Origin of the sequence: Pseudomonas sp. YuFO20 (genome assembly GCF_035064975.1) — a bacterium.
In the GTDB taxonomy this organism is placed as follows: domain Bacteria; phylum Pseudomonadota; class Gammaproteobacteria; order Pseudomonadales; family Pseudomonadaceae; genus Aquipseudomonas; species Aquipseudomonas putida_AE.
Genome location: NZ_JAXDEO010000024.1, coordinates 32,739 through 48,690 on the forward strand (window position 1 = coordinate 32,739; position 15,952 = coordinate 48,690).

General features: G+C 61.6%; 13 protein-coding genes and 1 pseudogene. 10 read left to right on the top strand and 4 right to left on the bottom strand.

The annotated features are described in order from the left end of the window. Window positions 1-18 precede the first annotated feature (18 nt). The gene (locus SOP85_RS15300) at window positions 19-981 is read left to right on the top strand and encodes a transposase (protein ID WP_323627387.1); all 963 of its coding nucleotides are present in this window, start codon (window positions 19-21) and stop codon (window positions 979-981) included. Between the two features lie 72 nt (window positions 982-1,053). Here the strand turns inward: SOP85_RS15300 and SOP85_RS15305 are convergent, their stop codons facing one another. From SOP85_RS15305 to edd, 4 genes are all read right to left on the bottom strand, one after another. Next, on the bottom strand, window positions 1,054-2,523 hold the full coding sequence (locus SOP85_RS15305) for an ATP-binding protein (RefSeq protein WP_323627388.1): 1,470 nt from the start codon (window positions 2,521-2,523) through the stop codon (window positions 1,054-1,056). Further along, window positions 2,513-3,244, bottom strand: coding sequence for a response regulator (locus SOP85_RS15310; protein ID WP_274073380.1), 732 nt, complete (start codon window positions 3,242-3,244; stop codon window positions 2,513-2,515). The genes SOP85_RS15305 and SOP85_RS15310 overlap by 11 nt, the downstream gene beginning before the upstream one ends. Window positions 3,245-3,423: 179 nt before the next feature. Next, on the bottom strand, window positions 3,424-4,383 hold the full coding sequence (locus SOP85_RS15315; protein WP_323627389.1) for a glucokinase: 960 nt from the start codon (window positions 4,381-4,383) through the stop codon (window positions 3,424-3,426). Then, window positions 4,380-6,206 (bottom strand): phosphogluconate dehydratase, encoded by a 1,827-nt coding sequence (edd, locus tag SOP85_RS15320; protein WP_008056761.1) that lies wholly within the window; start codon window positions 6,204-6,206, stop codon window positions 4,380-4,382. The genes SOP85_RS15315 and edd overlap by 4 nt, the downstream gene beginning before the upstream one ends. A 220-nt stretch (window positions 6,207-6,426) precedes the next feature. Between edd and gap the strand changes: the two genes are divergently transcribed. The 9 genes and pseudogenes from gap (at window position 6,427) to SOP85_RS31385 (ending at window position 15,944) form a co-directional block, all read left to right on the top strand. Continuing rightward, complete coding sequence (gene gap, locus SOP85_RS15325) at window positions 6,427-7,428, top strand: type I glyceraldehyde-3-phosphate dehydrogenase (protein WP_323627391.1); 1,002 nt, start codon at window positions 6,427-6,429, stop codon at window positions 7,426-7,428. Between the two features lie 134 nt (window positions 7,429-7,562). Then, window positions 7,563-8,027 carry a methylglyoxal synthase gene (locus SOP85_RS15330; protein WP_323627392.1) on the top strand — a complete coding sequence of 155 codons (465 nt, stop codon included), beginning with the start codon at window positions 7,563-7,565 and terminating at the stop codon, window positions 8,025-8,027. Window positions 8,028-8,104: 77 nt separating this feature from the next. Beyond that, complete coding sequence (locus SOP85_RS15335; protein WP_274073376.1) at window positions 8,105-8,626, top strand: RNA polymerase sigma factor; 522 nt, start codon at window positions 8,105-8,107, stop codon at window positions 8,624-8,626. Window positions 8,627-8,710: 84 nt separating this feature from the next. Next, window positions 8,711-9,676, top strand: a complete 966-nt coding sequence (locus SOP85_RS15340; protein ID WP_323607245.1) for a FecR family protein — start codon at window positions 8,711-8,713, stop codon at window positions 9,674-9,676. A gap of 121 nt (window positions 9,677-9,797) precedes the next feature. Further along, the gene (locus SOP85_RS15345; protein ID WP_323627393.1) at window positions 9,798-12,362 is read left to right on the top strand and encodes a TonB-dependent receptor; all 2,565 of its coding nucleotides are present in this window, start codon (window positions 9,798-9,800) and stop codon (window positions 12,360-12,362) included. A gap of 111 nt (window positions 12,363-12,473) precedes the next feature. Further along, window positions 12,474-13,082 (top strand): biliverdin-producing heme oxygenase, encoded by a 609-nt coding sequence (locus SOP85_RS15350; RefSeq protein ID WP_274073373.1) that lies wholly within the window; start codon window positions 12,474-12,476, stop codon window positions 13,080-13,082. A gap of 145 nt (window positions 13,083-13,227) precedes the next feature. Beyond that, a complete protein-coding gene (locus SOP85_RS15355) occupies window positions 13,228-13,608 on the top strand; it encodes a YbaN family protein (RefSeq protein WP_323627395.1) in 381 nt (126 codons plus the stop codon). Window positions 13,609-14,078: 470 nt separating this feature from the next. Next, window positions 14,079-15,086, top strand: a pseudogene (locus tag SOP85_RS31380) (PDC sensor domain-containing protein); the annotation flags it as partial. Between the two features lie 102 nt (window positions 15,087-15,188). After that, window positions 15,189-15,944, top strand: a complete 756-nt coding sequence (locus tag SOP85_RS31385) for a methyl-accepting chemotaxis protein (RefSeq protein WP_408601063.1) — start codon at window positions 15,189-15,191, stop codon at window positions 15,942-15,944. The last annotated feature ends 8 nt before the right edge of the window (window positions 15,945-15,952 follow it).

The following is a 15,952-nucleotide window of genomic DNA, read 5'->3' on the forward strand; positions in this document are numbered from 1 at the left end:
TAGCCCCGAGGATTCGTCATGACAATCCTTACCTCGCCAACGGTAATCGGCATTGATGTGGCCAAGGCCGAAATCGTCGCTTACCGCGAAGACAAAAAAACCACTGAAGCCGTCAACAACGATCGGGAGACTCTTGGTCGTTGGCTCAAAGCGCTGCCTGCGCAAAGCTCAATTGCTTTGGAAGCCACCAGCATTTACCACTTGGACACGGTTGAACTGGCCCACGAAATGGGGCACCGGGTTTACGTTGTGGATGCTTATCGGCTGAGCCACTACCGCGAAAGCATTGGCCAGCGGGCGAAAACCGACCCGTGTGATGCGCGCCTGCTGGCGCGTTACCTGTCTAGCGAGCAGGAACGACTGCGTCTCTGGAGTCCACCTCCACAGGCCTACAAAGTGTTGAAAAGTCTGCTGCATCGACGCGCAGAACTCATCAACGTGCGTGTGGGCATCACGCTGAGCTGGTCGAGCGAACCGCTTCTGAAAGATGAATTGGCTCGGCAGTTGAAGTCCTTCAAGCAAGCTGAGCAGGCCATTCAGAAATTACTGCACAAAGTCAGCAAAGAGGCAGGCATCACCGAAAACATCAGGCGTTGCAAAGCCATTGAGGGGATCGGTGAGCTTACGGCTACGGGCTTGGCGACTGCATTCATGCGTGGTCACTTCGCCAACGGCGATGCGTTCATTGCTTTTTTGGGGATGGACTTGCGCGCAAAGGATTCAGGCAAGAAGAACGGGCCTCGCCATCTGTCCAAAAAAGGCGATACGGAGTTGCGACGCCTGGCTCACAACGCGGCAATGGCGGCTTGTCGGTCTCCCACCTGGAAACCGTTTTATGAGTCCTATCTGGCCAGAGGCCTGGCAAAAACCCAGGCCCTGGTCATCCTCGCCCGCAAGCTGTGCCGGGTGGCATTTGCACTCATGAAAAACCAGAGCGAATACCAGCCGGATTTAAGGCTGCAGGGTTCCCCTGCAACATAGAATCTCCCACAGTTGGAATGCATTCCAACTGTGGGAGCGGGCTTGCTCGCGAAGAACGATAACGCGGTATTACTAATCAACACTGCGGGGCAATTGCAGGGTCACCCGCAACCCCCCCTCACGCAAATTCTGCAAACTCACTTCACCCCCATGACTATGGGCAATATTGCGCGCAATCCCCAACCCCAACCCATACCCCTGCTGCTGCCCGGCCAGACGAAAGTGCGGCTCGAACACCTGCTCCAGTCGCTGCTCGGGAACCCCTGGCCCTTCATCATCGACATGCAGGACAAACGCGCTGTCGTCGTCATCGATGTGCAGGTGGGCGTTCTGGCCGTATTTCAGGGCGTTGTCGATCAGGTTGCCGATGCAACGCTTGAGCGCCAGTGGTTTGCCCGGATAGGCCGCCAGGGCGCGGCCTTGCTGGGTCACGCGGCCGTTACCATTGGGTGACAGGTACGGCTCGACCAGGCACTCGAGCACATGATTGAGGTCCACCGGCTCGATGTTCTCGTGGATGTCAGTGTCTTTCACACATTGCAGCGCGCCCTTGACCAGCAGCTCCAGCTCATCCAGGTCACGCCCGAACTTGGCTTGCAGCTGTTCGTCTTCGAGCAATTCGACTCGCAGGCGCAAACGGGTGATCGGGGTGCGCAAGTCGTGGGAAATCGCGCTGAACAACTGGCTGCGTTCGGTCAGGTAACGGCTGATGCGCTCGCGCATGGTGTTGAAGGCGCGGCCGACTTCGACCACTTCACTGCCGCCGCCTTCGGCCACCGGCTCGACGTCGGCGCCCAGCGACAGGTCCCGCGCCGCCCGCGCCAGGCGCTTGAGCGGCCGGCTTTGCCAGTGCACCAACAGGCCGATGAACAACAGCAGGAAGCCGCTGGTGAGGACGATGAACCACACCTGCTGCGCCGGCAGGCCTTGTTCTTCAAGACTGGTGTAGGGCTCCGGCAACAGCGAGGCGATGTACAGCCATTCGCCCGGCGCCATCTGGATCTGCGTGACCAGCACCGGCGGGTTCACCGGCTCCAGGGTCAGCGCGTAGTGCGCCCAGGAACGTGGCAGTTCGTCGAGCTTGAGACCAGCGTTGAAGATGCGCAGGTCTTCGGGGCTGACAAAGGTTACCGAGATGTCGGTGTCCTGGCCGAGGGACTGGCGCAGCACCTGGTCCACCGCCTTGATCACCGCTTCCTTGCGGGGCGTGATCGGCAACACTTCCATGCCCAGGGGTTTGTCATTGAGCGTCACCACGAACCGCGTACCGCCCATGCTGCGCAGCTGGTCGAGCACCAGCGGGCGATAGGCCACCGGCAACGAGCGCAGGTAACTGACGCTGGCGTTCATCGAGTGAGCGAGGCTGCGCGCGCTGGTGACCAGGCCTTCCAGCTGGGTCGCACGTAACTGGGAAACCCAGATCACGCTGGACAAGGTCTGGGCAAACAACACCGCGAGTAACGTCAGCAGCAACATGCGCCCGAGCAGCGAGCGTGGCACCGGCACGCGGCCGGCCAACTTGCGCAGGAAATCAGTGACCATTGGCGGCAACCACACTGGCTGCCAGCTGATAGCCGCTGCCCCGTACGGTGCGAATCAGCCGCGGTGGTTTTTCCGTATCGCGCAGACGCTGGCGCAGACGACTGACCGCCATGTCGACGATGCGATCGAGGGGCATCAGGTCCCGGCCCCGGGTGGCGTTGCCGATGGTGTCGCGGTCGAGGATTTCCTGGGGGTGATCGAGGAACAGCTTCAACAGGGCGAAATCGGCACCGGACAGAATCACCTCTTCGCCATCGATGTGGAACAGGCGATGACTGACCATGTCCAGGCGCCAGTCATCGAAGGCCAGCACTTCGTTGCCGGAGCGCTCCTGGCCGAACTGGGCCCGGCGCAGCAAGGCCTTGATGCGTGCCTGCAATTCCCGGGGGCTGAAGGGCTTGCCCAGGTAGTCGTCGGCCCCCAGCTCCAGGCCGATGACCCGGTCGGCCTCGTCGGAGCTGGCGGTGAGCATGATGATCGGCACCTGTGACTGACGCGGGTGCTGGCGAATCCAGCGGCACAGGCTGAAACCGTCTTCGTCCGGCAGCATCACGTCGAGGATCACCAGGTCGCTGGGGGCGTCGTTGAGGGCCTGGCGAAAGCCGGCGCCATCGGGCGTGGTACGCACCTGGAAACCCGCGCGGGTCAGGTAGGTGTCCAGCAACTCGCGTATCTCTTGATCGTCATCGACCAACAAAATCGACTTGTTGACTGAGCTCACAGGAAGGCGTCCTTGTTATTTGAATTGGGCGGATTATGCCTTAAGCACCATTTTTACAAACACCACAGAAACAATTGTGGGAGCGGGCTTGCTCGCGAAAGCGGTGTGTCAGTCAACGAATGTGTTGAATGTAAAACCGTTTTCGCGAGCAAGCCCGCTCCCACATTTTTGATCGCATTTCACACTGGGATAGATTGTTCCAGTGCTACCCCTGCCCCCATCAACCCGGAATACGGCGCCGTCACCAGCCACACCGGAATCCCCTTGAAGTAATCGCTCATGCAGCCCTTGTCGGCAAAGCATCGAGCGAAGCCACTTTCGAGGAAGAAATCGGCGAAGCGCGGGATCACCCCGCCAACGATGAACACGCCACCACGCGCACCGGTGGTCAGTACGTTATTGCCGGCCACGCGACCGAGCCAGCAGCAGAATTGTTCGAGCACTTCCAGGGCAATCGGGTCCCCCGCCAACCCGGCTGCCGTAATCGCCTCGGGGGTTTCGAGTACCGGCGTGTGCCCATCCACCGCACAGATCGCCCGATAGACTCGGGGTAAGCCGCCGCCACTCAACGCCGTTTCAGCGCTGACATGGCCGATCTCGTTGAAGATGTGCTGCCACAGTTGAGTCTCGCGCGGACTGCTCAGCGGCAGATCGACGTGACCGCCCTCCCCCGGCAACGCGGCAAAACGCCCGTCGCCCAGATCGAGCAACGTGCCAACGCCCAGCCCCGTACCCGGGCCAATCACCACCGCCGGGCGCAACGGCTCCGGCGTGCCTTCGCACACCACGCGAAATTCGCCGGGTTGCAGGCGGGTCATGCCCAGGGCCATGGCCGAGAAATCGTTGACCAGCAGCAGCTGATCGACCTGCAAGGTCTTGCAGAAACCCTTGCGGCTCAAACGCCAGTGATTGTTGGTGAATTTGAATTCGTCGCCGCTCACGGGGCCTGCCACCGACAGGCATACCGAGCCGATGGAACCCGGCGCCAAGCCGAGTCCGCTCAGGTAGAGGCTGATCGCCTCTTCCGGGCTGGCGTGGTCGGCCGTCGCCAGCACCTGGACGCTTTCCAATTGCTGGTTTTTCCACAACGCGAAACGTGCGTTGGTACCTCCGATGTCACCGACCAAAGCCAGTTTCAATTAAGCGTCTCCAGGGCAGAAGTGAAGGCGCTGGCCCCCTGCTCCGCCGAGCTGAAGGCCATGCGCATGAAACCAAACAGTTCGCGACCGGTGCCGATGTTGTTGCCCAACAAACCCTTGGCTGGTGTGCGCGCTGCAAATTCTTCGGCGTCCACCTTAAGCTCCAGGGTGCCTTTGACGCCATCGACGCGGATGATATCGCCCTCTTGCACCCGTGCCAAAGCGCCGCCCACATAAGCTTCGGGGCTGACATGGATGGCCGCCGGGATTTTCCCCGAGGCACCGGACATGCGCCCGTCGGTCACCAGGGCCACCTTGAAGCCGCGATCCTGCAGCACGCCAAGGAACGGCGTCATCTTGTGCAGTTCCGGCATGCCGTTGGAACGCGGGCCCTGGAAGCGCATCACTGCGACAAAATCCTTCTCCAGCAAACCGGCCTTGAACGCATCGGCCAGGTCCTGCTGATCCTGGAACACCATGGCGGGCGCTTCGACGATCTGGTTTTCCAGTGCTACGGCGGAAACTTTCATGACGCCGCGACCGAGGTTGCCTTCCATCACCCGCAAGCCGCCCTCTGGCGAGAATGCGCGGGCGACCGGACGCAGGATGCTTTCATCGAGGCTTTCGGTGATGCCTTCGCGCCAGACCAGTTCACCGTTGTCGAGGAACGGCTCCATGGTGTAACGGCGCAAGCCGTGACCGAGCACGGTGTTGACGTTTTCGTGGAGCAGCCCGGCGTCCAGCAGTTCGCGAATCAGGAACGACATGCCGCCCGCGGCCTGGAAGTGGTTGATGTCGGCCTTGCCGTTCGGGTAGACGTGGCTCAGGGTCGGCACCACCTCGGAGAGGTCGGCCATGTCCTGCCAGGTCAGCTGGATGCCCGCCGCCATGGCGATCGCCGGCATGTGCAAGGTGTGGTTGGTCGAGCCGCCAGTGGCGTGCAGGGCGACGATGGAGTTGACCAGCGAACGCTCGTCGACGATTTCGCCGATCGGCAGGTAGTCGCCGTTCTGCTTGGTGATGCGCGTCACCTGGTGCGCCGCTTCGCGGGTCAGGGCGTCGCGCAACGGCGTGTTCGGGTTGACGAAGGAAGCGCCCGGCAAGTGCAGGCCCATGACTTCCATCAACAGCTGGTTGGTGTTGGCGGTGCCGTAGAAGGTGCAGGTGCCGGGGCTGTGGTAGGAGTTCATTTCCGACTCCAGCAGTTCTTCGCGGCTGGCTTTGCCTTCGGCGTAGCGCTGGCGCACGTCGGCTTTCTGCTTGTTGGAAATACCCGACACCATCGGCCCGCCCGGGACGAAGATCATCGGCAGGTGGCCGAAGCGCAGCGCGCCCATCATCAGGCCCGGGACGATCTTGTCGCAGATGCCGAGCATCAGCGCGCCATCGAACATGTTGTGGGACAGCGCCACGGCGGTGGACAGCGCGATGACTTCGCGGCTCGGCAGGCTCAGCTCCATGCCCGGCTCGCCCTGGGTCACGCCATCGCACATGGCCGGGGTACCGCCGGCGAACTGGCCGACGGAGCCGATTTCGCGCAGGGCCTTCTTGATCAGTTCGGGGAAGACTTCATACGGCTGGTGCGCCGAGAGCATGTCGTTATATGACGAAACAATTGCGATGTTGGCGGAGTTCATCATCCGCAGGCTGTTCTTGTCGTCGCTGCCGCAACCGGCCACGCCGTGGGCGAAGTTGGCGCATTGCAGCTTGCCGCGCATAGGACCGTCGCTGGCGGCATCGCGAATCAGTGCAAGGTAAGCCTCACGCGTGGCGCGACTGCGGGCGATAAGCCGTTCGGTGACCTCAAGGACGCGGGGATGCATGTGTAGAACTCCAGGCTAACGGATGTGGCGACCTGATTGTCTATGCTGATCAAAGGCCGGTGTCGATGGGATGACAGACGGTTTTCTTGATCGGTTGGACCAGTTGATTCAGGTCACTCGTTGTAGATTGAATAAAATATTGCCATTAAAAAGGCTTGTTTTCTATTTTTTTGCGAATAATCTTGTAATTCCAACAACAAAACGACGGCGGCGCTGATAAATGACTCTACGAATCGCAATCAATGGTTTTGGCCGCATTGGTCGTAACGTCCTCCGAGCACTCTATACCCAAGGCTATCGCCAGGATTTGCAGATCGTCGCCATCAACGACCTGGGAGACAGCGCTATCAATGCGCACTTGCTCAAGTACGACACGGTTCACGGCACGTTCGAAGCCGATGTCCAGCATGACCAGGAAAGTCTGACCGTCAACGGCGACCGCATTTCGGTTAGCGCCATTCGCAATCCGGCCGACCTGCCCTGGGCCGCGGAAAAGATCGATGTGGTGTTCGAATGCACCGGTCTGTTCACCGACCGCGCCAAAGCCGCCGCGCATATTACGGCCGGCGCACGCAAAGTGATCATCTCGGCCCCGGCCGCAGGCGCCGACGCCACCGTGGTATATGGAGTCAACCACGACATTCTGCGCCAGTCGCACCAGATTATTTCCAACGCCTCGTGCACCACCAACTGCCTGGCCCCGGTGGCTCAGGTACTGCACCGCGAACTGGGCATCGAAAGCGGCCTGATGACCACCATCCATGCCTACACCAACGACCAGAACCTGACCGACGTCTACCACAGCGACCCATACCGCGCCCGTTCGGCCACCCAGAACATGATCCCGAGCAAGACCGGTGCTGCCGAAGCGGTCGGCCTGGTGCTGCCGGAACTGGCGGGCAAACTGACCGGCATGGCCGTGCGCGTGCCGGTGATCAACGTCTCCCTGGTCGACCTGACCGTGCAGCTCAAGCGCGAAGCGTCGAGGGAAGAAGTCAACGAACTGCTCAAGCAAGCCGCCCAGCACTCGAAAATCCTCGGCTACAACACCTTGCCGCTGGTTTCCAGCGACTTCAACCACAACCCGCTGTCGTCGATCTTCGACGCCAACCACACCAAGTCCAGCGGCAAGCTGCTCAAGGTGCTGGCCTGGTACGACAACGAATGGGGCTTCTCCAACCGCATGCTCGATAACTGCCTGGCGCTATGCCACGCCGAATAATTCGGCGCCTGCATGATCGCCATCGCCAGCAAGCCGGCTCCTACAGGAATCGCATACGACGCGCCTTGTAGGAGCCGGCTTGCTGGCGATGGCGTCCTCAGAATCACCCTCGCAAATCGCCTGTGGAACACTCCATGATCGGTATCAGCTTCACCCAAAAAACCATCGCCGCGCGCAAACGCATCGCCCTGGTCGCCCACGACCACTGCAAGGTGTTTTTGCTCGACTGGGCGGCACGTCAGAAAGACCGCCTGGCCCAACATGAACTGGTCGCCACCGGCACCACCGGGTTGTTGTTGCAACAACGCCTGGACCTGCCCGTGGAGAGCATGATCAGCGGCCCCCTGGGCGGTGACCAACAGCTCGGCGCGCGCATCGCCGAGCAGCGGGTCGACATGCTGGTGTTCTTCTGGGACCCGTTCGAACCACAGCCACACGACCCCGACATCAAGGCATTGCTGCGGGTCGCGGCGGTCTGGAACATCCCGGTGGCATGCAACGAATGCAGCGCCGACTACCTGCTCAGCAGCCCGCTGATGGATCAGGCACACGCCCATCGGATTCCCGATTACGCGACCTATTTGCAGGGTCGTGCGTAAACCTTCACAAATCAGGACTTGACCATTCAAGTAGATGATAAGCATTATCATTTGCTTAAAATGGATCAGGTCCTCCCGTGAGTCAATCGCGCTTCAACGACGTCTTCATCACCCAGCGAGTCTCCCTGCTGCGCACGCTGGAGCGGATGGTCAACAATCACAGCACCGCCGAAGACCTCCTGCAGGAGACCTACCTGCGCGTGACCCGGGCGCTCGGCGAGCGGGCCATCGATCACCTCGAACCCTTCGTTTTCCAGACCGCCCGCAACCTGGCGCTGGACCACCTGCGTGCGCGGCGCATCCACTCGCGCACCATGGTCGACGACGTGCCACTGGAGGTGGTGGAAAGCGTCGCCGCCCCCGCCAGCAGTGCCGAAGACGCCGCCCATGCCGAACAACTGCTCGAGCGTTTGAACGTGCGCCTCAGTCAACTCAGTGCCCGCCAGCAGCAAATTTTCATCCTCAGCCGCCTGCACGGCCATAGCTACCTGGAGATCGCCGAGAAACTCGGCGTCTCGCTCAGTACCGTGCAGAAAGAGCTGAAACTGATCATGACGATATGTATGGCTGTCGCAGAGAACAGCAGCGGCAAGCTTTAAGCTGCAAGCTCCACCGCCGAACCGAGCTTGCAGCATGTAGCTTGAAGCTTGAAACTGCATCTCTCAACCTTCCGAGTAAACACCGTGACGGACACCCACCGCGCCCCTTCGCCTGCCCCGGCGCAGGCTACAGCCGAGGCGATGGACCAGGCCCTGGACTGGCTGATCGTGCTGGACAGCCCGAGCGAAGAACAGACCCGCCAGTTCCACCAATGGCTCGCGGCCGACCCGGCGCACGCCGAAGCGTTTGCCAGGGCCCAGGCGATCTGGAACGGTGCGCCAGTCACCCAATGCGCGCAAACCCTGGCAACGCAGCCCACAAAAGTCAGCGTGCTGTCGCGCCTGCGTCCGCACTGGAAACCCCTGGCCACGGCCGCCGTGCTGATCCTCGGTTTGTTCAGTTTCAGCAATCTGCCCATGCGCCTGCAGGCCGATCACCTGACCGTGGTCGGTGAGCGCCAGCGCCTGCAACTGGAGGACGGCTCGCAAGTCCTGCTCAACACCAACTCGGCCTTTTCCAGCACCATCAACGATCAGAAGCGCGTGGCCCGCCTGTATCAGGGCGAGGCGTTTTTCGACGTGCAGCCCCATCGCGGCCTGCCGCTGGAAATCGACGCCGGGCGAGTTACGGCGAGTGTCCGCGATACCGCGTTTGCCGTGCGTTACCTCGACGGAGTGACCCAGGTTCGGGTGCAGCGCGGGGATGTCGACTTGCGCGCCAGCGGCGACAACGCCCTGGTACGCCTGACCGCTGGGGAAAGCATCCGCATCGGCCCCAACGGTTTCGACCGCCCGGCCAAACTGGATGCAGCCACCGACCTGGCCTGGGTCCAGGGCCGCCTGGTATTTGAAAACTGCCCGCTGAGCCAGGTGCTGGCGGAATTGCGTCGCTACTATCCGGGCTGGATCATCAACAACAACGAGCAGCTGGCTGATGTCGCCGTGACCGGAAACTACCGTCTCGACCAGCCGCTGGACGTGGTCCGCTCCCTGGCGCACATCACATCGGCCCGGCTCCAGGAATTCCCGGCACTGGTCATCTTGAACTGAATGAGAATTATTTTTACTCGATAGCCGAAGCTCGTACGTCTCGTTATAGCCAATGCAATTGATTCGCATCCTTGATGCCAATCAGCACCTATAAAGATTCGTGCGACACGGAGCGCTATCGATGTCCTCTCGCCTTACCCGCCCAGCCTCTTCACCTTCCCGCGTACTGTCGCTGCTGACCGCCGCCATCCTGATGGCCGGTACTGCACCGGTCATGGCCGCCACTGCAGCCGAGCAGCCGTCGCGCAAAATGGGCGATTACGCGTTCACCATTGCGCCACAGCCGCTGGTCTCGGCACTCAATGCCTTTACCGCCGTGACAGGCTGGCAGGTGGGTTTTTCCGCCGAACTGGCGCAAGGCATGAGCTCGCCGGGCGTGCGTGGCTCGCTGCCGCCGGAAAAAGCCCTGGATCGCCTGTTGGTGGGGACCAACCTGAGCTATCGCATCCTGAGCAACAACAACATCATCCTCGAGCCGCGCAACAATGCCGGCACGCTCAACCTGCAACAGGTGACCATCAGCGCCACGCGTCAGGAGCAGGACGTGAGCAGCGTGCCCAGCACCGTCACCGTCCACACCCGCGAAGAGCTCGACCGCAACAACGTCAACAGCATCAAGGATCTCGTGCGTTACGAACCGGGTGTTTCGGTAGGCGGCACCGGTACCCGCGCGGGCCTTTCCGGCTACAACATCCGCGGTATCGACGGTGACCGTGTGTTGACCCAGGTCGACGGTGTGCAAGTGCCCGACGGTTTTTTCAATGGCCCGTACGCCCAGACCAACCGCAACTATGTCGACCCGGAAATCGTCAAGCGCGTGGAAATCCTCCGCGGCCCGGCTTCGGTGCTCTACGGCAGCAACGCCATTGGCGGTGCCGTCAGCTACTACACCCTGGACCCTGACGACATCATCAAGCCAGGCCATGACGTCGGTGCCCGCCTGAAGACCGGCTACAGCTCGGCCGATGACAGCTGGCTCACGTCGGGCACCATGGCCGGGCGCACCGGCGACTTCGACGGTCTGTTGCACCTCAGCCAGCGCAATGGCCATGAAACCGAGTCCTACGGCGAGACCGGTGGAACCGGCCTGGACCGTACCGAAGCCAACCCCGAGGACGTGCGCACCACCAACGTGCTGGCCAAGCTGGGCTGGAACTACGCCGACGATGCGCGCTTTGCCTTGACTTACGAGCACTACAAGGACGATCGCGACACCAACCAGCTGAGCGCCGTGGGTGGCCCTTTCAACGCGGGACGCGGCTTCGGCTTCTACCAGTCACGCACCGGCAACGACACCATCACCCGCGAGCGCTTCGGCCTGGAACACAGCTTCGCCCTGGACAGCCTGCTGGCTGACAACATCAAGTGGACGTTGAATTACCAGATTGCCAAGACCGACCAGCGCACCGAAGAAATCTACGCGCCGTCGCGCACGGTGCTGCGCAACCGCGAGACCACCTACAAGGATCGTCAATGGGTATTCGATGCCCAGGCCGACAAGGCATTTGCCATTGCCGACACGGACCATGTCGTCACTTACGGCACCACCATCAAGCAGGACAAAGTCACCGGCCTGCGTACCGGTAGCGGCACCTGCCTGACCGTGGCCGGTACGTGCCGTGTCGTCGGCGCCGCCAGTCCTGCCGATACCTTGACCCCGGCCAGCGACTTCCCGGATCCGACCATCAACACCTACAGCTTGTTCGCCCAGGACCAGATCGCCTGGAACAACTGGACCTTCGTGCCCGGCCTGCGCTACGACTACACCCAGCTCAAGCCGCACCTGACCGATGAGTTCCTGGTGACGGCTGACCAGAGCGGTAACGGCGAGGTCAACGAGGACAACAAAACCTGGCATCGCCTGTCGCCGAAGTTCGGCACCACTTACCGCTTCGATGACAACTACACCTGGTATGGCCAATACGCCGAAGGCTTTCGCACACCGTCCGCCAAAGCCCTGTATGGCCGCTTCGAAAACCTGGCGGGTGGCTATCAGGTCGCGCCCAACCCCGACCTCGAACCGGAAAAGAGCAAGAGCTATGAAACCGGCCTGCGCGGGCAGTTCGAGGCCGGCACCTTCGATGTCGCGGTGTTCTACAACAAATACCGCGACTTCATCGACGAGAACGCCATTACCCCCGGCTACACCGAGACCACTTTCCAGAGCAACAACATCAAGCACGCCACCATCAAGGGCCTCGAACTCAAGGGACGCTTGAACCTGGACAGCTTCGGTGCACCAAACGGCCTCTACACCCAGGGTTCCGTGGCCTACCTGTATGGTCGCAACGATGACAGCGGCGAACCGCTCAACAGCGTCAACCCGCTGACCGGCGTATTCGGCCTGGGTTATGACCAGGACCAATACGGCGCGTTGCTGAGCTGGACCCTGGTCAAGCGCAAGAACCGGGTCGACAGCACCAGCTTCAACACCCCTGATGGCACCAGCACGCAGTTCAAGACACCGGGTTACGGCGTGCTCGATCTGGCCGGCTTCTACAAGGTGACCGACGACCTGACCGTCAACGCCGGCCTGTACAACCTGACCGACAAGAAGTACTGGCAGTGGGATGACGTACGTGGCTATGACAGCGTCGGCGAAGCGTCGGTGACGCAACCGGCCAACCTCGATCGCCTGACTCAGCCTGGACGCAACTTCGCAATCAATCTGGTCTGGGATATCTGATCCGGTCTCTTCCCCGGACGGCTGGACGAGCCGTCCGGGGAGGATTTTTTACTGTCACACGCCTGCTCATTCGTCTCGTTACCAAGCGCCTCTTCTTTTCAAGGATTTGCCATGACCACCCAGGACACCGCCCAACGCCCCACCCTGCGCTCGCAACGCTTGAACCAGGTCACCAACGAGCCCCACAGCAAGCTCGATGCACTGGTCAAAGCCCACGCACCCTTTGAAACCCAGGCCAACTTCGCCCGTTTTGTGGTGGCGCAATACCTGTTCCAATCGGAGCTGGTGGCGCTGTACAACGATGCCGAACTGACAGCCATCGTCCCGGACCTGCCGGCCCGATGCCGTGCCGATGCAGCCAAGGCCGACCTGGCAGACCTCGACACCGAAGTTCCGGCGCCCGTGGCCGGTGCGCTGCAAAACCCGAGCAAGGCCCAGGCCCTGGGCTGGCTTTTCGTCTCCGAAGGCTCGAAGCTGGGCGCAGCGTTCCTGATCAAGCGTGCCGTGGGCCTAGGCCTGAGCGAAACCTTCGGCGCCCGCCACCTTGGCGAACCTGAAGGTGGCCGCGCGCAAGGCTGGAAAAATTTCGTCAAGACCCTCGATGAACTGAAACTCAGCGCAGAGGAAGAAGCCGAACTGGACAAAGGCGCCATCGACGCCTTCAACCGCTTCACGGTATTGCTGGAACAAGCGTACGCCACCACCCCGGAAATCGCCTGACACCCCACCCCTCCCCTGTGGGAGCGGGCTTGCTCGCGAAGGCGTCGTGTCAGTGATATCAATGTCGCCTGACACACCGCCTTCGCGAGCAAGCCCGCTCCCACAGGGGACCGAGTCAGTCCAAAGAGTTCTGATCAAGCGCCCCATGCCTGCCTCCTCCAAACTCGCCCGCTTCCTCTTCGGCCTGCTGGCCTACGTCAGCCTCGGCATCGGCCTGGTCGCCATTGTCATACCCGGCCTGCCGACCACCGAATTCATCCTGCTGGCCGCCTGGGCTGCCACCCGAAGCTCACCGCGCCTGAGTGCCTGGCTGGAAAACCATCGGCTGTTCGGCCCCATTCTCAGTAACTGGCGCAACGGCAAAATCATTGCGCGCCGGGCCAAGGTCAGCGCCACTGTCAGCATGCTGTTCTGTGCCGGGCTCATGCTGGTGATGCTCGATCACGGCTGGCCGATCTACCTGGCGATTGTCGGCATGGGACTGGGCAACCTGTGGATCTGGTCGCGACCGGAATCACTGGCATAACGCCGACAAACTTCCCCGTTTTTCACCGGCTTTTCGGCACATTCCCCCGCGCAAACGTTCAAACATGACCGTTCGTCGGCAGCCCACTCATGCAATCTGTACCCCCCGCCGATGTGCTGGAATGGCGCTAAATGGATTTGGCGTGTCGAGCCGCCATGGCTCACAGCCAACCTCTCATCCATTCGCGAGCTCGCCCCATGTTCGACTCACTGTCCATCCGCCTGAAAATCGTCCTGCTGTCCGGTCTGTGCCTGCTTGGCGTGGTCGCATCGATCGTGGGCATGAATTTCTACCAGACCAATCAGAACGATGAGCTGGTCAGCGCCTCCAGCAGCACAATGCTCACAGACAGCGTGCAGGACCTGCTCCAGGCCAAGGCCGCCGAGCAAGCGGTGCGGGTGCAGAAGACGTTCGGTGAAACCCTGACGGTGGTGACCGCCCTGGCGGACCAGATCAAGGACCTGCGCACCATGGCCGCCAAGCGTTCGCTGGACGCCGGCACCCTGCGCGAGGAGCTCAACCAGAGCCTGAAGACCGCCTTCGAGCGCAACGGCAAGGTGCTGGGGATCTGGCTGGCGTTCGAGCCCAATGGCCTGGATGGCAAGGACAGCGAATTCGTCGGAGACGCCGCCCGCCAGTCCAACGAAATCGGTCGTTTCGCCTCTTACTGGAGCCGTAGCGCAGGGACCGCACTCAACACGATCATGGTCGAAGAAGACATGACCAAGACCACCCTGAACCTCAGCGGCACACCCTACAACGTGTGGTACACCTGCCCCCGGGACAGCAAGCGTACCTGCCTGCTGGACCCGTACGCCGACACCGTCGCGGACAAGGAAGTGTTGATGACCACCATTTCCCTGCCGCTGCTGGTGGACGGCAAGGTCATCGGCGTAGTCGGTATCGACATCGCCCTCGACACCCTGCAGGCCGCGGCCGTCGACTCCCAGCGCGAGCTGTTCAACAACGCCGGGCACATGCTGATCGTCTCCGGCACCGGCGTGCTCGCCGCCTACAGTGTCGACGCTGGCAAGGTCGGCAAAAGCATCGGCGACACCCTGGGCGCAGAGGGTAAGGACATTCAGCAATCGCTGGCCGGCGGTGCGCCGAAGATTCTTCAACAGGGCGACCTGATCCGCGCGGTGTACCCGGTCAGCCCGATTGCCGACGCCAAGCCCTGGGGCGTGGTGATCGACTTGCCCAAGCAAGTGCTGCTGGCCGATTCGGTGAAGTTGCAAGCAGTGCTCGACGATGCCCAGCAAAGCGGCACGCTCAAGGCGATCCTGGTCGCCGTCGTTGCCGGCCTGCTCGGCCTGCTGCTGATGTGGCTGACCGCGTCAGGCGTGACCCGGCCGATCAATAGCGTGGCCGTGATGCTCAAGGCGATTGCCAGTGGCGACGGCGACCTGACCCAGCGCCTGCATTACAGCAAGAAGGATGAACTGGGTGAGCTGGTCAGCTGGTTCAACCGTTTCCTCGACAAGCTGCAGCCGACCATCGCGCAGATCAAGCAGAGCATCACCGATGCCCGCGGCACCGCCGACCAGTCTTCGGAAATCGCCCGCCAGACCAGCGAAGGCATGCAGGTGCAATTTCGCGAAATAGACCAGGTCGCCACCGCCTCCAATGAAATGAGCGCCACCGCCCACGATGTCGCCAACAGCGCATCGAACGCCGCCAGTGCGGCAAAGGGCGCCGATCAGTCGGCCCGCGATGGCATGCAGATCATCGAGCGCAGCACCCGCGACATCAATCAACTGGCCGACGAAGTCAGCAAGGCCGTGACTGAAGTCGAGGCATTGGCGGTCAACAGCGAGCAGATCGGCTCGGTACTGGAGGTGATCCGCAGCATCGCCGAACAGACCAACCTGCTGGCGCTCAACGCGGCGATCGAAGCTGCCCGGGCCGGCGAGAGCGGTCGCGGCTTTGCGGTGGTCGCCGACGAAGTGCGCAACCTGGCCAAGCGCACCCAGGACTCGGTGGAAGAGATTCGCCTGGTGATCGAGCGCATCCAGAGCGGCACCCGCGGTGTGGTCGCCACCATGCACTCGAGCCAGACCCAGGCCCACAGCAACGCCGGGCAGATCCAGCAAGCGGTCCAGGCCTTGGGCAAGATCAGCGACGCGGTCACGGTGATCAGCGACATGAACCTGCAGATCGCCAGCGCCGCCGAACAGCAAAGTGCCGTGGCCGAAGAGGTCAACCGCAACGTCTCGGCGATCCGTACCGTCACCGAAACCCTGACCGGACAAGCCACCGAATCGGCGCAGATCAGCAGCCAGCTCAATGCCCTGACCACCCAGCAGATGAAACTGATGGATCAGTTCCGGGTGTGATCCTTACC